Raw genomic sequence first — 20,905 nt, forward strand, 5'->3', positions numbered from 1 at the left:
GACCTGAACGCGGCGGAGTTGTAGTTTGTCATATGACTCGGTCAAATGACCAGCCCCGCGTAGACCTTCGGTCGGGCCGCTCGGAGGCGCAACGCCCACGCGAGCCCGGCGACGTACGCGAGGACAAGGAAAGCGAGGAACGCCCAGGCGATGCCGGAGGAGCCGATCAGCAGTTCGAAGTTGCCGACCACCAGGAAAAGGGTGCCGAGCAGGCTCGCCGAGGCGATCCCCGGCGCGATGGCGCCCTTCCATTTCGACACGCCGCGGGGGTTTCGGCGAAAGTGCGCGACGATTGCGATGGAGGTCAAGGCAAGCAGGAAGATCAGCCCGAGCGTGCCCGCGCCGCCGAACCAGGCGTAGATCTGCACGACGGGATCGAGCCGGCACACGGCCATGACTGCCAGCGCGATCGAGACGATGCCCGACGTGACCAGGGAGGCGACGTGGGGCGAGCGGTGCTTCGGATGGACCGCTTCGAAACTGGCCGGCAGCACGCCCTTGCGGCCCAACGTGAACGTGTAGCGGGACACGACGTTGTGCACCGTCAGCACGCAAGCGAAAAAGCTGGTCGCGAGCAGGCATTGCATCACGTCGTGCGCGAAGGTCGACACGTAGCGCGTGGCCAGGTCGGGAGTGAGGGCCTCCGGGCGGCTGGCCGCCAGGGCCACGACCTTGCCGGTTCCCGCGCCGACGATGACGGCCCACGCGGAGACCGCGTAAACCACGGCGATGACGAGCACCGCGGTGTAAGTCGCGCGCGGAACGGTGGTGTCCGGATCCTTTGCCTCCGAACGGAACACCGCGGTCGCTTCAAAGCCGACGAATCCGAAGATCGCGTACATGATCCCGGTTCCCACGGCTCCCTGGCTGAACGCGCCCCACGTGAACGGCTCGCCGGACAGCCCGCGGTCGCCTCCGTGCACGACGATCGCCAGGTCCAGCACAGCGACGATCAGGATCTCGGCGACGAGCAGAGCACTGAGGACGCGCGCGCTCATTTCGATGTTGCGGTAGCCGAGAAAGGCGATGGCGAGCAGGCACACCCCCGAGAGCGACCACCAGGGGACGGAAACCGCGGCGAGGGTCACGAGCACGTTGTGCACGGCGGCGCCGAGGTAGGCCGCGACTGACACGAGCAGCACCGCGTACGTCGCGATCGCCAGGGTCGCGGCGCCGAGGCCGATCACCCGGCCCAAGCCTTTTTGCACGTAGGAGTAGAACGCTCCGGCGTCGGCGACCTCGGGCGTCATCGCCGAGAACCCGACGGTGAAGAGGACGAGCACGAGGCCCATGACCACGAAGTTCAGCGGTGCTCCGGTCCCGTTGCCCGTAGCGATCATGAGCGGGATGAGGCCGGCGACGACGGTCAGCGGTGCGGCCATGGCCACGACCATGAAGACGATCTGCGGCACGCCGAGCGTGCGCGCCAGCCCTGGGGTCTGCCGGTCCGGCGGGAGGTCACGGGTCATGGGTTCCTCGCATCGCAGTCGAATGGGGGAAAGGCCGCGGGCACCGGAGTTCTCGCGACTCGGCCAGGGCGCGCCGGGACGGGCGGCGCCCGGTCCGGACGGCGTCGCCCCGTTCGAGCCAGGCAGCGTTCTGCGCGTGAGCCGGGAGCCGGGCCTGGCGTCGATCCGTCTTGACCGGAGCGGTCCGATGTGGACTGTGCGGCTGGCTCGGCGCGAGCCGGGCAGCTCAGGCAGCAGTCGGATCGCCCTTCCGAGCGTTCCGTCTGCTGCCGTTGATCCGGTCGGTGAAGCGGTCGACCGCCCAGATCGTGCGCAGCCCGAGCGGGCTCATCATGAGCGGGCGGGGGAAACGGGCTTTCTCGGCCCACAGGACGTCCAGGTCTTCGGGTCGTTCGCCGTCGACGACGAGATCCGCGAGGAGGGCGCCGACGTACGGTGCTTGCGCCAGGCCGTGGCCGTTGCAGGCGATCGAGTAGAAGACGGTGCCGCCGATCCGTCCGGCGACCGGAAGCCACGACGAGGTGATGGCGATCCAGCCTCCCCAAGCGCGGTCCACCGCTACGTCGGCCAGGCTCGGGAACCGCGTCGCGAACGCGTCGGCGAGTTCCCGGACCAGTCGCGGGTCGGGGCGCTTTTCCGTTGCCGGAAGCGGAAAGCGCGTGCCCCGCTCGACCCGGCGCACGCCGAAGACGATCGTGTCGCGCGGGGTCAGCCGGTAGTTCTCCATGATGTTGTGCTGGGTGATCAGCCCGGAACGGCTGGTCCAGCCCAGCGCCTTCAAGCGGACGGGGTCGATCGGCTCGGTCTCCGCCTCGATCACCCACAGCGGCACCGAAAGGTGCTTGGGCGTGATCGTCCATTCGCCCGAGAAGGCGTTCGTCGCGAGCACGGCCTTGTCCGCGCGCACCTTGCCTCGAGGGGTCGAAAGCACGACCTGACCGCCGTCGCGGGCGACGTCCGTGACCTTGGTCTGTTCGAAGACTCGAGCGGACGACGTCAGGAGTCCCCGGCGCACGCCGCGGGTGAACTTGCCGGGGTTCATGATCCCGCCGGCCACTTCGCGCATGCCGCCGAGGAAACCGCGCGGGATTCCGAGTTCCTCGCTCGTGCCGAGCTCGACCTTGGTCCCCGCCCGGTGCAGGATCTTGGCCACGCGCCGCACTCGTCCCAGTTGTCCTCGGGACACCGCGGCGAAGGTGTTGCCCGCGGCTTCGTAGTCGCAGTCGATGCCCAGACGCTTGATCAGGTCTTCGACGTGCAGCGCGGCGTGCTCGGCCAACCGGGCCATGGCGGGCATTTTCTTGCGGAAGAAGAGATTCAGCAGCTGGATGTCGCCGCCGGGCGCGCTCGCGAGCTGGCCGGCGTTGCGGGAACTGGAACCGTGGCCGCAGAACTGGGCCTCCAGCACCACGACGTCCTGCCCGCGTTCGGCGAGGCGCAGCGCGGCCGACATGCCGCCCAGCCCGCCGCCGACGACCGCGACGGCGCAGCCGAGGTCGCCGTCCAGCGGCGGCCGGACGTCGGACGGCGGGCCGATCCAACCGGTGAAGCCGAGGTAGTCGACGTTGGCTGTGTCCACGGGATCTCCTAGGCGCTCGCGAGCTTGGTGCGTCCGGACCGGGAAGCCGGCTCGAGCCCGGTCGCGACGTTGTGGTCGTGCAGGGCGCGGTAGGCCCGGAAAATCACGTACATCTGGGTGCCCCAGGTGGCGAGGGCGAGCGTGTAGAACGTCGTGCGGTACTGGTCGTCCGGAATCGGCAGGAAGTCGTACATCACCGCGATCGCCAGACCCGCCGCGGTGGCGAGAGCGGAAGCGACGGCCGAACCCTTGGCGCGGGCCCGCCAGAGCCGCACCGTGAAATAGGCGAGGTAGATCGCCGTGACCGCGTTGACCGCGACGTAGAAGATCGCCGAGCCAGCGTGGAATCCCCAATGGAACTGCTGCAAGTACAGTCCCGCCACGGCCGCCAGCGCGAACGCGCTGACATCGGTTGCCGCCGAAGGCTTGTAGAGGTGCGTCACGCGCATGAGGCCCAGGACGAGGATCAGCGTGATGCCTACTGAGCGCGAGAAAGCGTCGAGGAAATACGCCGCGAAGTACATCGGGCTGTGTTCGTCGCCGCCGAGCAGGGACCAGAGCAGGAAGTTCGTCCCGGACGTGGCGACGACGATCCATTCCAGGCCCAGCAAATAGTTTCCGTAACGCCGGATGAACTTCACGCCGTAAGTGAACCCGGCGAAAATCATCCAGACGTCGGCGAGGGAGAAAAGTATTTCTTTCATTTCGGTATTCCTCGAGTTTCGGGCCTTCGCTTTCGTCGAAGGCGGCGATGGTTCAGGCGAGGCGGCGCCGGGCGCGCGCCCGGGAGACGACCAAGGTCGCCAGCACGAGCAGGGCCACGACGGCGGCGATCCAGTAGCCGGAGCCGTAGAGATCCGCGGTAGCGACTTCCTCGCCGGTGCCGCGCACCGGGGTCACCGAGACGCTGAGGTCGGCGCTGATCAACGCGGTGCCGACGGCGAATCCCACGGCCATGAAAGTCCCCGCGACGCCGGCGGCCATCCCGGCCTTTTCTTCGGGCACGGCTCGTTGCGCGATCGCGAAACCGGCCGCGTAGCCGATGCTGCAGCCGAGGCCCATGACCGCTGCGCCGACGAGGTACTGCCACTGCTGGTCGTGCGCCAGCGCGAGCCAGGCAAGGCCCGCGGCACTGACCAGCGCCCCGGCCACGAACATCGAGGCGCCGCGTCCGTTGGCCGCCGGACGGTCCGCGATGGCGCCGCCGAGCAGGAAGGTCACCGCGAACGGCACCATCAGCCAGCCCGTCTGCAGTGCGCTGAGCCCCAATCCGTAGGCGTCGGCCGGACGGAGCGTCGCCGGAACGACCTGGGCGTAATCGCTGACCAAGAGCAGATAGGCCGAGTTCACCGCCGCGAACAAGGCGATGCACACGCACGCCGCCGTCACGAGCGGGGTTTTCATCAAGGACACGTCGAAGACCGCGGACGCCGATTTCCGTTCGACGCGCAGCCAGAGAATCCCGCCTGCGACGCCGAGAGCCAACGGGATCAACGCCCCGGCGCCCCACACCAGACCCTGCGTCAGCGTCAGCAGGATCGCCGCCACCCAGCCGATCATCCAGACGGTGCCGACCACGCCGACCCGGCCGGAGGGTTCGGCGGGCGGAGTGTGCGGAATGGTCGCGTACGAGGCGACGGTGGTCACGGCGAATGCCGCGGTCAGGATGAAGAAAAAGCTTCGCAGCGACAGATTCTGCACGATCAGGCCGCCGCCGATCATTCCGACGACAATTCCGACACCGGTGGCGATCACGAGAACCGCTACGCCCGCGGTGATTCCGCGCTCGCCGAGGTTTCTGCGAAGGAACCCCAGGGGCAGCAACTGCGCGGCCCCGCCGAAGCCCATTACGAGACAGCCCGCCAGCAGCGACGGATACGAGTTGCCCACCGCGGGAATGAGCGCGCCCAAGGTGAGAAAAGCGGACGCGAGCACTGACGCGTTGCGATCCCCGTAGAGGTCGGCGAGCCGGGGAAGCAGGATGAATCCGGCTCCGCCGCCCAGCGTGAGCGCGGTGTAGACCCAGGTGGTCTGGGCGAGCGTGACGAGGTGGTAGTGCGTCGCGATGACCGGCAGAAGCGGCGGCACCACGAAGATGACCGCGTTGGTCAAGACGACCAGCACCGCGCCGATGCTGAGGAGAGGGACTCTTCGGGCCGCCGGAAGGGGCGGCGCGGTGCGGACGAGGTCAGGCCGGTGCAGTTCTGCCATGGTCGACTCCGATGTCGTGGGCGGGCCTGCGGAAGGTGAGCGATCCCCGGTGCTCAGGGCCCATAAGCTAACCCTTCTTGGTCGTCCGATCAAGTTGTTTGACCAAGAGTTTTCCGGCCGTCGGCGCGACCGCCCGCCCGGCCGCACTGGTAGTCTGGGGTCGACTGGGTCAAATGTCCTAGTCGTACCGGGCAGCACTGCGGGAGGGCTCCATGCCACGCGTCTCGGCCGTCGAACGCCGGCAGGACTTCGTCAACGCGGCGATGGAGGTCATCGCCTCCCGCGGCATCGACGGCGCCACGACGCGACGGATCGCCGAACAGGCGCAGGCGCCGCTGGCGACGCTGCACTATTGCTACAACTCCAAGGAAGACCTGTTCGCGGACGTCTACGAATTCGTCGGGTCCCGGTTCCAGGCGGTCCTGGACGGCAGCGATCCGCACAGCGGCCTCGCGGAAACCGCCCGGCAACTCCTTCGCGGGGTGCTCAGCTGCTACTTCGAGTCGCACACCTTCGCGGCGGCGACGCTGGAGCTGTTCAGCTGGGCGCAACGGCAGTCCGAGAACCGCGGGCTGGGCGTCTACGAGCGTGCGTTCGAGACGATGCGCGGCATTCTGCGGAAAGCGGCGCCGGGCGATCAGCTCAGCTCCGAAGCGATCGAAGACATCGTCAACGTCATCACTTCCCTTGCTGACGGCTTCGCCTTGAATTGGCTTACGCGCGGCGACGATTCTCTCGCCGACGACAAGATCAATCTCGTCACGGCGGTGCTGGACAGCTGGCTCGCGGACCGGATCGCCCAAGAGGCGACGGCGCGCTGAACCGGTCCCGCTCCTGCGGACGGCCTGGCCGCCGCGGGAGAACGGGCTCACCCGGCCGGGCCGGGCCCGCTGATTCCGGTTGGCCCTAGCACTTTTCGCCGAGGTCGGCGAGCTTCGTGCCGTCGCCCGGCGCTCTCCGTCTCGGTCTCGCTGCGTACCTGATCGCCGCTCCGGCCAGGAATCGCGCTGCCTCGCGGCCAGTGTTCCTGAGCCGGAAAATGCTGTGCTCCCCACCGTTCCCCGGGTCCGCCCGGCTGGGTGATCGGGTCGCGGCGGCGAAGTCGGGCCTTGACGTCCGACGGCTCGTGCCACACACTCTGTCAAACGACTTTATCAAATGACCAACTTCGGTCCCGGTCGTTGACGCCGGTCAGCGGTGTCCCGGCGTCGTCAGCACGCATCGGAAGGACGCAGAACATGAAGGAACGGAGCGCGACGGAGCGCGCCGACATTGTCGTGATCGGCGCGGGGGTGTCCGGCATCGGCGCGAGCCGGCAGCTGGCGGCCGAGTTCCCGGACAAGAAGATCCTCGTCCTCGAATCCCGCGCGGCGATCGGCGGGACGTGGGATCTGTTCCGCTATCCGGGCGTCCGCTCCGACTCCGACCTGCACACCTATGCCTACGATTTCAAGCCGTGGCGGCACCGGAGCGCGATCGCCGAAGCCCCGTTGATCCGCGAGTACCTCGACGAGACGGTGGCCGAATTCGGCCTGGACAAGATCCTCCGCCTCGGCCACCGCGTGACGGCGGCGGACTGGTCGAGCGCCGAAGCGCAGTGGACGCTTCAGGTCCGGGTGACCGGCGCGGACGGGGCCGAGAGCGAGAAGACCGTCAAGGCCGGCTTCGTCTTCAGCGCGACCGGTTATTACCGCTACGACAAGGGATACACGCCGCACTTCGAGGGCCGTGAGGTTTTCCGGGGCGACATCCTGCACCCTCAGGAATGGCCGGAGGATTACGACTACCGCGGCAAACGCGTCGTGATCATCGGAAGCGGCGCGACGGCGGTGACCATGCTGCCGGCCATGCTGATGGGCGAGGGCGCCGCGGCGCACGTGACGATGCTGCAGCGCACGCCGAGTTACGTCGCCTCGGCTCCTCGGGTCGACAAGATCGCGCTCGCGCTCAGCAAGGTGCTCGGGGCGAAGGCCGGTTACGCGGCCACGCGGCGGAAGAACATCTGGCAGGACTTCCTCCTCGTCTCGGTCCTCACCAAGTTCCCGAATTTCGGGCGGAAGCTGCTCCGCAAGCTGGCGCTCAAGGACCTCCCGCCCGGGTTCGACGTGGACACCCATTTCAACCCGCCGTACGACCCGTGGGACCAGCGGCTCTGCGTCACCCCGGACGGCGAGTTCTTCCACGCCCTGCGCGACGGGAAGGCCGACGTGGTCACTGACCGGATCGACCGCTTCACCGAGAAGGGCATCCTGCTGGAATCGGGCAAGACCTTGGAGGCCGACCTCGTCGTGACGGCGACCGGCCTGGCCCTGCAGCTCCTGGGCGGCATCCAGCCGACAGTGGACGGCGTTCCGGCGAAGCTGCCGGACACCGTGCTGTACCGCGGCTGCCTGATCTCCGGGGTGCCGAACTGGGCCATGATGTTCGGGTACACGAAGGCGTCCTGGACCCTGCGCCTGAGCAACGTGTGCCGCTTGGTCGCCGACGTGCTCCGCCGCATGGACGCGACCGGGCAGGAGATCGTGGTGCCGGTCGCGCCGGAAAACCTGGCCAAGGAAGACGTCGTCGACCTCAGCGCGGGGTACCTGCGGCGGTCGCTGCACGAGCTTCCGAAGCAGGGCACCGAACTGCCGTGGCGGATGCGCACCACCTTCGTTCCGGACAACCGGCTGTTCAAGGGACAGCTGATCGACGAGAGTCTCCGGTTCTCGACCCGGACTTCCACCCTCGCCGGCGTCGGAGCCGGGTCGTGACCGCGCCGCGCCGGACGCTGAGCCAGCGTCTCCAACGAGCGTTTGTCGTTGCCCTGTGCGGGGTTCCGGCACCGGTCGCCCGGCTGCTCGCGCGCCCGCCGGTCAACCGCGCGGGGGAGCGGATGGCCCCGGACGTCGCCATGCTGATGAAACTCACCGCCGCCGGGAACGACTACAGCGACCTGCCCGCCGCCGAGGCGCGGAAGGTCATCGAGACCGACGCGGCCGTGTTCGCCGACCGGGTCGCTCCCTGTGCCGTCGAACAGGAAGTCGAGATCCACAGTGGACTCCTGGCGACCCGGTACAGTTCGGCAAAGCCCGGCCGCGGCTTGATCCTCTTCTTCCACGGCGGCGGTTTCGTTCTCGGGAGCCGGGCCAGTTACGCCTCCCCGGCCCGGATGTTCGCCCACGGAACGGGCGCCGACGTCCTGTCGGTCGCATACCGCCTTGCGCCGGAAGATCCGTTCCCCGCGGCGCACGAGGACGCGCTGGCGGCCTGGCAGTACGCCGTCGAGCACGCGGAGAGCTGGGGTCTGGACCCGAACCGGATCGTCGTGGCCGGCGAAAGCGCCGGGGGCAACATCGCCGCCGTGCTGTGCCAGCAGGTGCGCGGCCAGTCGGAGCAGCCGCTGCTTCAGGTGCTCGTCCAGCCGGTCACCGACATCTCGGTGCGGCGGCCCTCCCAGGACGAGTTCGCCGGCTCTCCCGCCTTGTCGGCCAAGCAGATCGACTGGTTCATGGGCCATTACCTGCCCGCCGGAACGGATCAGCACGATCCGCTGCTCTGCCCCTTGCTGGCCGACGACCTGAGCGGTCTTCCGGACGCCGTCGTGGCGGTCGCCGGGTTCGACCCGCTGCGCGACGACGCGCTCGCCTACGCGGCCGCGTTGCTGGAAAGCGGGGTGCGCGTCGACCTGATCCGTGAAGAAGGCCTTGTGCACGGCTATCTCTCTTTCACCGCGGTCAGCCGGAGCTGCAAGGAAGCCACGGCACGGCTGGTAGCGGCTGTCGCCGCGGCACTGCGGGATCGCGAGGCGCGGCCGCTGCGCCTCGTCGACCGGACGGCACAAGCGAAGTCCCAGCGGCCCAACCCAGAGCGGAGCGCCCGGTGACCACAACCATGCCAGCACAACTCACCGCGGACGTCGTAGTGGTCGGCGCGGGACTTTCCGGTCTCGTCGCCGCCCGCCGGCTCGTGCAGCAGGGACATTCGGTCGTCGTGCTGGAGGCCGACGACCGCGCGGGCGGTCGTTTGTACAACCTCGACGCCGGCGACGGCGTGATCAGCGAGGGCGGCGGCCAGTGGGTCGGCAAGCTGCACACCCGCATGTTCGAGTTGCTCGAGGAACTGGGGCTGAAGACCTTCCCCACGCACATCGAGGGCAAGACGATCTACCTCCGGCGCGGCAAACGGCGGACGTTCGGCGGCACCATCCCGCCCCTGGGGCCGGTGGCCCTGCTGGACTTCGCCCAGGCGCAGTTCCGTCTCGAACGGATGGCGGCGACCATCCCGGCCGAGGCCCCTTGGCGGGCACGGAAAGCAGCCGAATGGGACAGCACGACGCTCGGCCACTGGCTCGACAAGCACTGCCGGAGCGCCGAGGCTCGGCACCTGTTCGAACTCGGGCTCTCGCTGGTCTTCGCCGAGAGTTCGAGCCAGGTCTCGCTGCTCAAGGCCCTGCACCAGATCGGCACCTCGGGCGGCGTCGAGTTCATGATGAACACCGCGGACGGCGCCCAGGAGACGCGCGTGGCGGGCGGCACCCAGGCCGTCGCCGACGCGATCGCGGCCGAACTCGGGGACCGGGTCCGGCTGGGCTCGCCGGTGACCTCGATCGAACAGGACGGCCGCGGCGTGCTCGTGCGGTCAGCCGGCGCGGAGGTCCGGTGCGGCCGGGTCATCGTCGCGATGACCCCGGGCGACGCGGACCGGATCGATTTCCTGCCGCCGCTGCCGACCCGCCGCGCGAAGCTGCAGCGCGTCTGGCGCAACGGCGGCGAACGCAAGGTCTGCCTGGTCTACCGGCGGCCGTTCTGGCGCGAGCGGGGCCTGAACGGCTCCGCGGTCACCGATCTTCCGATCGCGCACTACGTCGTCGACAACTCGCCGCCCGACGGCAGCAAGGGCATCCTCCTGGCGTTCATCGGCACCGCCGCCTCGGGCGGTTTCCATTGGGACGACACGATTCTCGACGACGAGGAAGCACGCCGCGACGCCTTCGTGAAGGACCTCGTCGAGCTTTTCGGCCCCCAGGCGCGGGATTTCGAGCAGTACCTGGAAAAGTCCTGGATCGCCGAACCGTGGATCAGCGGCGTGGCGGGGCTGCGGACCCCGGGCGTCCTCACGAACTACACCGACGCGACGACCGCGGCGGTCGGCCGGGTCCACTGGGCCGGAGCGGAGACGTCCGCCGAGTTCGAGTCCTATATGGAGGGTGCGGTCCGCGCTGCCGAACGGGCGGTGGCCGAAGTCGTCGCCCAAGGTGTCGACGTTCCGCGGTAGCGCGTGGCTCCGGCGGCATTGCCCGCTTGGCCGCCCGCACCGAGGCGCCGCGCCGCTGGTCAGAGGAGGATCACGGTGCGCTCCCCGGGGTCGTCCTGGTGGGCCCAAGCCTCTTCGACCTTCTCGAGCGGGAACGGGTGCGGGCGCACGGCCATGCCGCCCGCGGCGATCGCGGCGACGAGTTCGGTGAACTCCCGGTGCATGACGTCCATCTCCACCGCGCCGAAGCCGCTGCCCAGGATGCGGAAAGCGTTGGAGCGCAAGGCGTGCCCGGAGAGGGTGATCGCGTCTCCGCCCATGCCGCCGATCTGCACCCAGTCGAGCAGGCGGGTGTGTTCGGTCCGCGCCCCGAGGACGGCGCGCATGGCGAGTTCGGTGGGCGGACCCCACACGTAGTCCAGGACCACGTCGACGTTCGCGGCGGCCTCGGCGAGCGCGGCCGCGGTGGCGTCCTCGTCGGGGGTGAGCTGGACGACCGCGTCCGCGCCCTCGGCCGCGAGTTCGTCGAGTCGGGAACGATTGCGTCCGGCGGCGATCACGCGCTCGGCACCGAGGTGCTTGGCGACCTTGACGGCTGTCGATCCGGCATTGCCGGTCGCGCCGTGCACCAGGACCGACTGCCCGGCTTGGAATGGCACCCGGGTGCGCAGCGCGGTCCACGAGGACAAGGCCGGATTCATGGTGGCGGCCAGGACCGCGGGATCGGCTCCGTCCGGGACCGGGATCGCGCTGGCCGGATCGATGACGATGCGCTCAGCGAGGGAGCCACTGCCCATCGGCATGACGAAGGCGAGGCTGCCATCCTCTCGGCGAACTACGGCGTCGGCGCCGGCCAGGGCGGGCAGCGTCTTGGGGCTCGTGTAGTGCTTGCCCGCGGCGATGCCCCGGGTGGCGGGGTGCACGCCGACGGCGAGAACCTCCACCTCCTCCTGGCCGGGGGCGGCCTCGGGCGCGGGAACGGACCGGAAGTGCGGCGGCTCGTCGAAGGACTCCACCACCGCGGCGTTGATCGTGGACATGCGGGCATCCCCTTGCGTGTGCGTGGCTCGGCGGCGGGTGTCCGTCCGCCAGTAAGATACGGTTTCGTTTCTTACTGCTCCGAATGTACGACGGCGGGTTAAGATACGCAACCGGATCCAACCGTCCGGGGGAAACGTCAGGGAGCCAAGGTGAGCCAGCGACGCACGGAGCCCGCGGCGCCCACCCGGCGCAGGGGCGCCGCACTGGAGAGTGCGATCCTGGACGCCGCCTGGGAAGTACTGGTCGAGCAGGGCTACCACGGCTTGACCTTCGAGACCGTCGCGGCGCGCGCCGGGACCAGCAAACCGGTGCTCTACCGGCGCTGGCCGCAGCGCGACGACCTGCTGCTCGCCACGCTCGCCCGGCACTGGCGCCCGCTCGACCTCCCCGACACCGGCAGCCTGCGCCAGGACGCGCTCGCTCTCCTGCGCACGGTCAACGCCGAGCGAGCCCGCACGCTGATCCTCATGCGCATCCAGCTCGCGGACTACCTCCGCGAGACCGGCACCACCTTCAATCACCTGCGCAGCCGCGTCCTGCCCGTCGATCAGCCGCCCCCGTTCGCGACGCTTGTCGACCGCGCGGTCGAGCGCGGCGAATTGGCGGACGTGCCCCGTTCCGACCGGGTCGTGAACCTTCCGTTCGACCTCGTGCGCCATGACATGCTGATGCGCATGGACGGGGTGCCGGACGAGACGATCGTCGAGATCGTGGACGCGGTGTGGCTGCCTCTGCTCGGCCTCTCGCAGGCCGAACGCTGAGTCCTTTCGCGACGACTCGCCGCCCCCTCTTGGGGCAGCAAGTCCGGCGGGTCTTCGCTTGCCGCCGCAGCACTTCCTGCCGCGAGCGCGGAAGGGCCGAGCGTCGAGAACAGCTCGCCTCGCCGAGATCTTTCCTTCTCACTCGGCCGTTTCGGAGTGGCCGCACGGCCGGAGTCCGTCCATCAGGAGGTCCAGCAGGCGACCCGCCATCGCTTTGTGCTCGGCGGAACCGGCCACGGTGAAGATCCCGATGAGAGCGGCGGCGATGTCCTCGGCGGGGACGTCGGCGCGGAGTTCCCCGCTCGCGCGCCCGGCTTCGAGGATGTCGCCGATCGCGGCGAGCAGTTCGGTTCTGGTGCGGGCGTGGGCGATCTCGCCCGATTCGACCATCGCGAGCAGGGTGTCGAGCATCCCGTTCTTGGTCGCGATCCAGTCCCCGAACAGGTCCATCCAGCGGCGCAGCGCCGCGCGCGGGCCGAGCTGGGCGAGCAGTTGCCTGGCGCCGGCGGTGAGCCGCGAGACCTGATCCTGGTAGACCGCGTCGACCAGGGACTCCCGGGTGGGGAAGTGCCGGTACAGGGTGGCGATGCCGACCCCGGCTTCGTGGGCGATCGCGCGCATCGACGGCTCGGTCTCGGCCGAAGCGAACAGGCGGGTCGCCACCGCCAGCAGCTGTTCGCGGTTGCGGGTCGCGTCCGCCCTCGGCCGGCGGACCTTTGCGGAAGCCAAAACGGATCACGCTCCACTTGTGCTAGCTTGGGTCAGATAAACGGAGCGTAGTCCGTTTGCATTGCGTCACGAGCCGCTACAGAAACAGGTGAGCATGAAAGAACCGAACGCCACCGCGTCGGCGACTACCGGCCGGGCGGTCCAGTTCGAGTCGTTCGGCGGGCCGGAGACCCTGCGCGTGCGTGAGGTGCCGGTGCCGCAGGCCGGTCCGGGGCAGATCCGCGTGCGGGTCGCCGCGGCCGGGCTGAACCCGATGGACTGGTTCATGACCTCGGACGCGGAGACCGCCGCGCGGTTTGGCTTGAGCCTGCCGTGCGGGTTCGGCACCGACTACGCCGGGATCGTGGACCAGGTCGGCGAAGGCGTGCGCGAGTTCGCCGCCGGCGACCGCGTGTTCGGCGGGGCGATGTCCCGCGCGGTGGCCGACTACGTCCTGATCGAGGACGCGGGGACGATCGCGGCCGGCGGCGAGGCGCACCGCACCCCGGACGGCGTCGACGACCGCACCGCCGCCGCTCTCGCAATCGCGGGCTGCACGGCGGCCGCGGCGCTGGCCGTGATCAACCCGGGCCCGGGCGACACGGTGCTCGTCGGCGGCGCGGGAGGCGGGGTCGGCGTATTCGCCGTCCAACTCGCGCGGCTCGCGGGCGCGCGAGTGATCGGGACCGGATCAGCGTCGTCGGCCGACGCCCTGCGCGCACTGGGGGCCGAGCCGGTCACCTATGGCGACGGCCTGGTCGATCGCGTCCGCGCGCTGGCTCCCGAGGGCGTCACCGCCGCCATGGACCTGCACGGGGAGGACACCGCACTGGCAGCACGCGAACTCGGCGTGCCGGACGAGCGGATCACCACCATCGCCGCCCAGATCGACGGGATCACGCCAGCGAACGGCGCCAACGCGGCCCCGGGCGCCATCGAGGAAATCGCCGGCCTGGTCGCGGCGGGAAAGCTCCGGGTGCCGATCGCGGCGACCTTCCCGGTCGAGAAAATCCGGGACGCGGTCGAGCTCCAGGCGGGACGGCACGTGCACGGGAAGGTCGTCATCGAGCTGTAGACGAGGGAACTCCCCGCACGCGGCGGCCGGGGGAAGGTGGTTTGCCACTGCGTGAATTTCGGGGTGTGCGGGCTGGCGGCCGAGGGGTTCCTCGGTTGTCTCGCGCGGCTGTTGGTCAGTGGTGCTGGGGGCGAATCGGCTCGGCTGTCGCGGCAGGTGGCCGAGGGAAGGTGGTTGTGCCGCTGCGTGAACGTCGGCGGTGTGCGAGCTGGCTGCTGGAGGGTTCCTCGGTTGTCTCACGGGCTGTTGATCGGTGGTGCTGGGGGCGAATCGGCTCGGCTGCGGCGGGAGGTGGGCCAGGGAAGGTGGTTGTGCCGCTGCATGAACGTCGGGGTGTGCGGGCTGGGGGCCGCGGGGTCCTCGGTACCTCGCGCGGTTGCTGGTCAGTTGTGCCGATGACGAACCGACCCGGCCGTCGCGGCGGGCGGCCGAATCGGTTGTCCGCGCAGGGATTCCGGCCGGAGTCGCGAACCTCGGCCGCGGCTCGCGCCAGCCCGCGAGCCTCGGCCCGACCGGCGGCAGTCAGGTCGCGGCCGGGGTGAAGTTCTCCCGGTGGATCACGCGCGGCGCCATCCGGCGGCGTTTGAACGCTTTCACCCCGGCGTCGACCATCGGCGGCGGTCCGCAGAGCCAGCCCGACCAGCCGCGTGCGCTGGGAATGTCCTCGAGGAACCGGTCGGTCGGGAAACCGGTGCGGTGCGTGCTGTTTCCGGGTTCGTGGGACAGCACCGGAAGGAACGCGAAATTCGGGCAGCTGTCGGCGAGTTCGGCCATCAGGTCGAGGTCGTAGAGGTCGGCCTCGCCGCGAACCCCGTGGTACAGCACGATTTTCCGGTTCGGGTCGCGGGCGAGCGCCGTGCGGGCGAGGCCGATCAGCGGGGCGAGGCCGGTGCCGCCGCCGATGAGTGCCATCGGGCCGCCGTCGTCCTCGTCGGCCGGGGGCAGGACGAAGTCGCCGAGAGGTCCGGTGACCTGAACCTGTTCTCCGACGGTGAGATCGGCGAAGATCCACTTTTCGGTCGCCGCTCCGCCGGGCACCGAACGGACGTGCAGCTCCAGGACTTTGTCCTCGTCGGCGGTGTTGGCCAGCGAGTACTGGCGGCGGACGGCGGTGCCCGGCACGGTCAGCTCGACGTACTGCCCGGCGTGGAAGGCCAGCGGCTCGGGCAGGCCCAGCCGCAGCCGCCGGGTGTCGCGGGCGATGTCTTCGATTTCCCGGACTGTCGCGGTGAGATCGCGCAAGGGGTGCGTGGCACGACCGGCGCCGCCCCCGGTTTCGACGACGACGTTCGAGCGGAGCCGGGCCTGGCAGGCCAGCGCCAGACCCGCGGCCCGCTCGTCCTCGGTCAAGGTGTCGGCGGGGGAGTCGCGGTGGTCGACGTCGCCGTCGACCACCCGGAGTTTGCAGGTTCCGCAGGTGCCCTGGTTGCAGGAATTCGGCATCCAGACGCCGGCGCGGAGGAAGGCGTCGAGCATCGGCTGGTCGGGCTCGCACGGCACTTCCCGGTCGCCGACGGTCGCGGTGAAGGGCATGTCAGACCTCCCAGGCGACGTGCAGCGACGTCGGGCCGCGGAAGCCCCAGCCCCAGAACTCGACGTCGGAGGAGGTGTCGCGTTCGAGGTTGGGGATCGACTCGAACAGCTCCTCCAGCGCGATGCGCATGACGTGGTTGGCGAAGTAAATGCCCGCGCAGGCGTGGTTCCCGGCGCCGAAGGCCAGGTGCGGCAGCGGCGGACGGTGCAGGTCGTAGCGGGTCGGGGCCTCGTAGACGCCGGTGTCGTGGTTGGCCGAGCCGTAGGACAGGATCACCGGCGTGCCGGCGGGAAGGTCGACCCCGGCGACGGTGACCGGTTTGGTGGAGATCCTCGCGGTGGCCGACCAGATCGGCGACGTCCAGCGCATGCCTTCGGAGATCGCGCGGGGGATGAGCGCCGGGTCGTCGACGACCTGTTCCAGCTGGTCGGGTTCGCTGAACAGCCCCGCCAGCGTCGAGGCCATGCCGTGGCCCGGTTCCTGCATCGCGCCGAGCAGGTACACGTAGATGGTGGGGTAGATGTATTCGCGGTCGCGGGTTTTCCCCGGCGGCATGCCGTCGTGCAGCCAGTGCGAGATCGCGGTGTCGGCGGGTTCGGCGATCCACTTGTCGATCAGCGGGTCGACCGTCGCCTGGATCTCGGCCTTCGCTTCGTCGCCCTGGACGAAACCTTCCGGGTTGGCGAATTCGCCGTCCTCGGTCATGGCCGCGTTGGTGAACGACCGGCTCAGTTTCGCGAACCATTCGCGCAGCTTGTCCGATTCGACGCTCTGCAGCCCCAGCAGGTCGCCGAGGGAGCGGACGCTGACCGGCTCGCAGTACTGGGAGACGAGTTCCGCCCGGCCGTCGTTCTCGAACTTCGCGAGGTAGCCGCGGGCGATGGGCCGGACGAGGTCGTCGATCCACCGGTCGACCTCGACGGGCTGGAGGGCGGGTTCGACCATCGAGCGCAGGTCGGCGTGGATGTCGCCGTTGACGCCGATGATCGCCGGATGGCCGAAGGTGCGGCCGCCGGCCGGCGTGATGACGGCTTCGAAGTCGGGGCTGGTGGCGATCTCGCGGCAGATCTCCGCGGTCGTCGCGACGTGCGAGCCGAGGACCGGCACGTACGCCAGGGGAGCCTCGCGGCGCAGCCGTTCGTAGGGCTCGTACGGGTTTCGCTCCAGCTGGGCCATGGTGATGTCGCCGATCCAGGAAAGGTCCGGGGCGGTGGTGCTGTTCGTCGTCATTGACGCGGCCTCCTTCGGGACTTCGTCCGGGTCGGAGGAAAGGTAGGTCCGGGCGAGCCGGGCCGACGACACGCCAAGCGCGGATCCGGTACGGATCGCGCGACGAATCCGGCGCGTCGCCGCTGATCAGCTAGCATGCGTCCATGTCCGCACGCCGGGGTGCGGCGCCGCGGGACTGGGAGCGAGTCTCGAAGTCGGTGGCCGCCGCCTACTTTCCGCATCAGCTGACGCCGCTGCGCGGCGGCCGCGAGCCGCGGCTGACCCTCCGGACGCTGGACCTCGGCCCGGTGCTGATCGGGTACGTCGGCTGGGGAGCCGACGTCGAGATCGCCTGCGACTACCCGTCCGCCTACGAGGTCAACCTGCCCTTGACCGGCCACCTCGCCAGCCGCGGCAGGCACGGCACGGTCACGTCGGTGCCCGGGCAGGCGACGGTCTTCCGGGCCGACACGCCGTCGCTGATCACCCACTGGGACGCGACCTGCACCGTGCTGGGCGTCAAATTCGACCGGGACTGGCTGGACCGCGAGGCCGAGCGGGTCCTCGGCGCCGGGACCGTCCGCGTGGCCGGCGCGCTCCCGGACCAGCTTCGCCTCGAACACGGCCCGGCGCGCGATTGGCGGCATCTCGTTTCCGGCTTGTCGTCGCACATGGGCGACCGCGCGTTGTTCAGCGACCAGCCGATCGTCCGGGAACAGCTGGCCGGAGCGGTCGCGGCCGGATTCCTGCTGGCCGGCTGCCCCGACTCCGGCTGCGTCCCGGCGCCGCGGCCGCGCGCGATCATGCGGGTGGTCGACGCCGTCCGCGCCGACCCGGCCCGGGCGTGGACCGCCGCGGACATGGCGGCCGTCGCCGGGACCACGGTCCGCAGGCTGCAGGAAAGCTTCCGGGAGTGGGTCGGATGCACGCCGACGGAACACCTGGTCGGCGTCCGGCTGCAGCGCGCCCGCGCGGACCTCGAAGCGCACCCGGAATCCTCGGTCAGCGAAATCGCCGCGCGGTGGGGCTTTTCGAGCGCGAGCCGGTTCGCGGCGGCGTTCCGCAGGCGTTATGGACGTCCGCCGTCGCAAGCTCGATGAGGGCGGCGGGTTCGCGCCAGGCCGCGACCGCCCGGGTGGGGCGAGCAGCCGGGGTCGGCGGGCCAGGCGTCGAGCAGGCGCGGGAGGTCCGGGTGGTCCTGGCGGCAAGCGCAGTCACTCCGGTGGCTGGCTGAGGATCTCCGAGGCGGTCTTCGCGGGTGCGGGCAGTGCGGACCACCCTGCGAGACGGGCGTGGCGGAGACCTGTCCGGCCGCGACGCCGGTCGCCTCGCGGGGTAGTTTGGCGAGGAGAGCGGGCCGGTTTCCCGTTATCCGCGAGAGAAGCCGTCCAGGCTGCCGCCGGCCCGGTGCTGTCGTCGGCCAGGCCTGCGGAGGTGTTCGTCGACGCGCCGGGTGAGCCGGTCCAATTCCGCCAGCAGCTGCGGCAGTGGTCGCTCCGCCGTGCCCGCACCGCCGTGGGTGTCCGGATTTTCTCGTTGCGCGCCAGAATGTATCGCCGTCATCGTCGTCACCGCCTCGCGCGTCGCCGAACGGAATGCCAGATCCGAACTTCCCGGTACCCGGGTGCGGGTAAACGTGGCGCTGGTCACGGCTGGCTTTTGCCGACCTGGCGGAAGGGCGAGCGCCTGCGGGACGTCCCGCCCGATCCGCTTCCCGCCGAGTCGAGGAGTCCTTTGTGGACGGCGCGGTTCCTGCCGGGCGAGTCGGTCGTGGTGCCGGGAGCCGTCATGCTTCCTCCTCTTCGCCCGGCAGGCACCAGTGCCTGCCGGTGGTCCAGCCGAGGAAGCGCCGTCCCGTTCCGTCGGGCGTCCGGCCGTCCGGGGTGAACCGGCCGCCGTCGACCACGTGGGCCAGGCCGGTCACTGCCGGGGTGAAGCGCTCGGCCAGGCCCGCCCGGGCCACCTGCGCGGCGAGCTGGCGCACGGTCGTGCGCTGAGTGTCCGTGTTGCAGAAGCTCAAGAAGAACAGTGCCTGCCGCCAGGCGTACGCCGCGTTCTTGACCGCTTGCAGGGCCGCGTGGCGATGGTCGGTGCGGATCGCCAGCCGGTCCACCGTCCACGCCAACGACTCCGCGGCCAGCTCGGGCGCGGAGGCCCGGAGCCGGTCCCGCAGACCCAGCGTGTCCACCAGAACTGCCAGGTTCTGCGTCGTGAGGATCTGGCTCTGCTCCAGCACCGTGCCGTTCGCGGCCACCGAGCCGGGCGTCCGCGTCGGCCGGGCTTCGGCGGCTCGGGCGACGCACAGGTCGGCGAAGTCGTCGGCGGTGCGTTTGGCCAGCACGCGGAACGGGCGCGGGCGTGGCGCCGACGTCCAGGACTGCGGCAGGTCGTAGTAGCGGGCGTAGAGCGTGCCCGCCATCGCGCGACTCGTGAGCTCCGCCGCCGTGCGCCATTTCGCGGTGAACGTGCCCATGAAGATGTCGGCGGCGACTTCCTCCACCAGCGGCATCGGCAGCCCGGCCTGTTTCGCGAGTGCGCCCAGCTCGCGCACCAGCGTGTTCGGCAGGATGGCCTGCGGGAACGCGCTGAGCGCCAGCAGCACCGTCTGGGCCAGCGTCTGGCGCGCCGCCCGGGCGGTGTCCGGCCGCCGCGCTCGCAGCGGATCGATCGCGCGGACCCAGGGCAGTTCCTCGAGCCGGACCTGGTCTTCCAGGTCGAGCAGCAGCAGGCTCCGCCGGCGGCGGAAGGCCGCGTAGATCTTCGCGTACAGCGTCGAAAGCTGCTCGTTGTCGAAGTTCGCGGCCAGCAGTTGCGCGGTGATCTGCGGCAGGACCGTCGCGAGCACGTCGGCTGAGGTGATCACGTCGCGCGCGACCAGTTCTTCGATCGGCGCCTCCAGCGCGCGGGCGACCTTGGTGACCAGGTGCGCTGGCGCGTCTCCGGCGACCGGCTCGAGCGACGGCAGCCCGCCGTCGGCCGGGAAGCGGTCCAGCCGTTCGGCCAGCGCGGCCGCGAGTTCGGCGTGGGTGGGCTGCGCGGCGACCGAGGCCTGCAAAGCCCGCAGCGCCGCCCGCGGTTCCGAGTCCGGTTCGCCGTGCTTGGCGATCGTGTTCGCCAGGGCACGGCGGATCCAGCCCACGTCCCGGCCGGTCAGTTCCGTGCTGTCGTGCTCGCACGCCAGCAGCGCGCGATGCAGCCGGGCGAAGTTGCTCTTCGGGTGGGTGTGGGCTTTCGACGCGGTGTACCGGACGCTCGCGGTCGCGTAGTCGGCGAGCCACTCGGCGCGTCGCTGGCTCCAGTCCCGCGGCCAGGTACGGCACGGCCAGCCGCCGGTGACGTCGTTTCCGTCCAGCCGCGGCAGCTCGCCCTCGACGGTGTCGCACCACAGCGCGACCAGCCGGTCGAACAGCGGGTGCCACACCTTCAGCGTTTCCAGCATCGCCGCGATCGCGGGCCGGGTGCGCGCCGACCGCAGCGATTCCCGGACTTCGCCGACGGTGCTCAGCCGTACCAGTGCGCCCGTCGGTCGCGGCGCCGCGCCCGGCAGCGGAGCCAGGCGCAGGCGAGGCAGGTGCGGACGAAGCTCCGCGATCAGGTCGAGCGCGGCTTCGGCGTGCCCGTGGTCCAGCAGCCAGGCCACGACCGGCAGCGCGGCGTCCTCGGGAAGCTCGATCCGGTACGACTCGGAGGCCAGCATGGCGCGCAGCGCGGCGAGCCCGGCGTCGGTGAGGTACCAGAGGTTGAGCCGTTCGCGGTCGGTGGCGCCCGGCCCGTCGGCGCACAGAGCGGCCTCGGCGGGCGAAAGCGGGACCTCAGCGAGGAAGCGGCCGGGGGCGAACCCGCCGTGCGCGACCTCGAGGGTCATCCACGCCGGAGTTTCCGCGACCGGAACCCGCGAGCCGATTCGCAGGGAGCCGTCGGCCATGCCCGCCAGGATTTCCTGCCACCGGCTCGCTTTCGCCCGCGCACGCTGGCGCGTCGCGCCGTCCTTCGCGGACGCGGCGGTGCGCACAGCCCGTTCGAGCTGCCCGTAGGCGTACCCCGGCGAAGCGGTGTGTCCCATGTGGATTCCCCCTGCTGTCG

The 20,905-nt window shown here is 70.3% G+C and carries 17 protein-coding genes; 7 read left to right on the forward strand and 10 right to left on the reverse strand.

The features are described 5' to 3' along the window. Nucleotides 1–41: 41 nt before the first annotated feature. The 4 genes from H5411_RS36200 to H5411_RS36215 all read right to left on the reverse strand — a co-directional run bounded on the left by H5411_RS36200 (nucleotide 42) and on the right by H5411_RS36215 (nucleotide 5,259). Nucleotides 42–1,469 carry an APC family permease gene (locus tag H5411_RS36200; protein WP_101433679.1) on the reverse strand — a complete coding sequence of 476 codons (1,428 nt, stop codon included), beginning with the start codon at nucleotides 1,467–1,469 and terminating at the stop codon, nucleotides 42–44. A 226-nt stretch (nucleotides 1,470–1,695) separates the two neighbouring features. Continuing rightward, nucleotides 1,696–3,048: an NAD(P)/FAD-dependent oxidoreductase gene (locus H5411_RS36205; protein WP_101433678.1), complete on the reverse strand. Its 1,353-nt coding sequence runs from the start codon at nucleotides 3,046–3,048 to the stop codon at nucleotides 1,696–1,698. Between the two features lie 8 nt (nucleotides 3,049–3,056). Beyond that, complete coding sequence (locus tag H5411_RS36210; RefSeq protein WP_101433677.1) at nucleotides 3,057–3,752, reverse strand: transporter; 696 nt, start codon at nucleotides 3,750–3,752, stop codon at nucleotides 3,057–3,059. Between the two features lie 52 nt (nucleotides 3,753–3,804). Beyond that, the gene (locus H5411_RS36215; protein WP_101433676.1) at nucleotides 3,805–5,259 is read right to left on the reverse strand and encodes an MFS transporter; all 1,455 of its coding nucleotides are present in this window, start codon (nucleotides 5,257–5,259) and stop codon (nucleotides 3,805–3,807) included. 212 nt (nucleotides 5,260–5,471) lie between these two features. Between H5411_RS36215 and H5411_RS36220 the strand changes: the two genes are divergently transcribed. The 4 genes from H5411_RS36220 (at nucleotide 5,472) to H5411_RS36235 (ending at nucleotide 10,515) form a co-directional block, all read left to right on the forward strand. Beyond that, nucleotides 5,472–6,080 (forward strand): TetR/AcrR family transcriptional regulator, encoded by a 609-nt coding sequence (locus H5411_RS36220; protein WP_244194436.1) that lies wholly within the window; start codon nucleotides 5,472–5,474, stop codon nucleotides 6,078–6,080. Between the two features lie 417 nt (nucleotides 6,081–6,497). Then, complete coding sequence (locus tag H5411_RS36225) at nucleotides 6,498–8,012, forward strand: flavin-containing monooxygenase (protein ID WP_183126422.1); 1,515 nt, start codon at nucleotides 6,498–6,500, stop codon at nucleotides 8,010–8,012. Beyond that, nucleotides 8,009–9,124 (forward strand): alpha/beta hydrolase, encoded by a 1,116-nt coding sequence (locus H5411_RS36230; RefSeq protein ID WP_183126423.1) that lies wholly within the window; start codon nucleotides 8,009–8,011, stop codon nucleotides 9,122–9,124. The genes H5411_RS36225 and H5411_RS36230 overlap by 4 nt, the downstream gene beginning before the upstream one ends. Then, complete coding sequence (locus H5411_RS36235; RefSeq protein ID WP_220817954.1) at nucleotides 9,121–10,515, forward strand: flavin monoamine oxidase family protein; 1,395 nt, start codon at nucleotides 9,121–9,123, stop codon at nucleotides 10,513–10,515. Before H5411_RS36230 ends, H5411_RS36235 begins: the two co-directional genes overlap by 4 nt. Before the next feature lie 59 nt (nucleotides 10,516–10,574). On the opposite strand, the gene H5411_RS36240 is transcribed toward H5411_RS36235, so the two are convergent. Further along, nucleotides 10,575–11,534 carry a quinone oxidoreductase family protein gene (locus H5411_RS36240; RefSeq protein WP_183126424.1) on the reverse strand — a complete coding sequence of 320 codons (960 nt, stop codon included), beginning with the start codon at nucleotides 11,532–11,534 and terminating at the stop codon, nucleotides 10,575–10,577. Between the two features lie 150 nt (nucleotides 11,535–11,684). On the opposite strand from H5411_RS36240, the gene H5411_RS36245 reads away from it, so the two are divergent. Continuing rightward, the gene (locus H5411_RS36245) at nucleotides 11,685–12,296 is read left to right on the forward strand and encodes a TetR/AcrR family transcriptional regulator (RefSeq protein WP_101433671.1); all 612 of its coding nucleotides are present in this window, start codon (nucleotides 11,685–11,687) and stop codon (nucleotides 12,294–12,296) included. A 138-nt stretch (nucleotides 12,297–12,434) separates the two neighbouring features. Here H5411_RS36245 and H5411_RS36250 read toward each other — a convergent pair whose 3' ends face one another. Then, complete coding sequence (locus H5411_RS36250) at nucleotides 12,435–13,025, reverse strand: TetR/AcrR family transcriptional regulator (protein WP_101433670.1); 591 nt, start codon at nucleotides 13,023–13,025, stop codon at nucleotides 12,435–12,437. Nucleotides 13,026–13,119: 94 nt separating this feature from the next. On the opposite strand from H5411_RS36250, the gene H5411_RS36255 reads away from it, so the two are divergent. Further along, nucleotides 13,120–14,079, forward strand: coding sequence for an NADP-dependent oxidoreductase (locus H5411_RS36255; protein WP_183126425.1), 960 nt, complete (start codon nucleotides 13,120–13,122; stop codon nucleotides 14,077–14,079). 522 nt (nucleotides 14,080–14,601) lie between these two features. Here H5411_RS36255 and H5411_RS36260 read toward each other — a convergent pair. Both H5411_RS36260 and H5411_RS36265 read right to left on the reverse strand, forming a co-directional pair. Next, the gene (locus H5411_RS36260) at nucleotides 14,602–15,612 is read right to left on the reverse strand and encodes a 2Fe-2S iron-sulfur cluster-binding protein (protein WP_101440631.1); all 1,011 of its coding nucleotides are present in this window, start codon (nucleotides 15,610–15,612) and stop codon (nucleotides 14,602–14,604) included. A gap of 1 nt (nucleotide 15,613) precedes the next feature. After that, complete coding sequence (locus H5411_RS36265; RefSeq protein WP_101441405.1) at nucleotides 15,614–16,843, reverse strand: cytochrome P450; 1,230 nt, start codon at nucleotides 16,841–16,843, stop codon at nucleotides 15,614–15,616. Nucleotides 16,844–16,986: 143 nt separating this feature from the next. On the opposite strand from H5411_RS36265, the gene H5411_RS36270 reads away from it, so the two are divergent. Next, entirely contained in the window at nucleotides 16,987–17,922 is a 936-nt protein-coding gene (locus H5411_RS36270) for an AraC family transcriptional regulator (protein ID WP_101440630.1), read from the forward strand. A 268-nt stretch (nucleotides 17,923–18,190) separates the two neighbouring features. On the opposite strand, the gene H5411_RS36275 is transcribed toward H5411_RS36270, so the two are convergent. Next, entirely contained in the window at nucleotides 18,191–18,385 is a 195-nt protein-coding gene (locus H5411_RS36275; RefSeq protein WP_143271497.1) for a hypothetical protein, read from the reverse strand. Nucleotides 18,386–18,608: 223 nt separating this feature from the next. Beyond that, complete coding sequence (locus H5411_RS36280) at nucleotides 18,609–20,885, reverse strand: hypothetical protein (protein WP_183126426.1); 2,277 nt, start codon at nucleotides 20,883–20,885, stop codon at nucleotides 18,609–18,611. Nucleotides 20,886–20,905 lie beyond the last annotated feature (20 nt).

Source organism: Amycolatopsis echigonensis, assembly GCF_014174495.1.
Classification (GTDB): Bacteria; Actinomycetota; Actinomycetes; order Mycobacteriales; family Pseudonocardiaceae; genus Amycolatopsis; species Amycolatopsis echigonensis.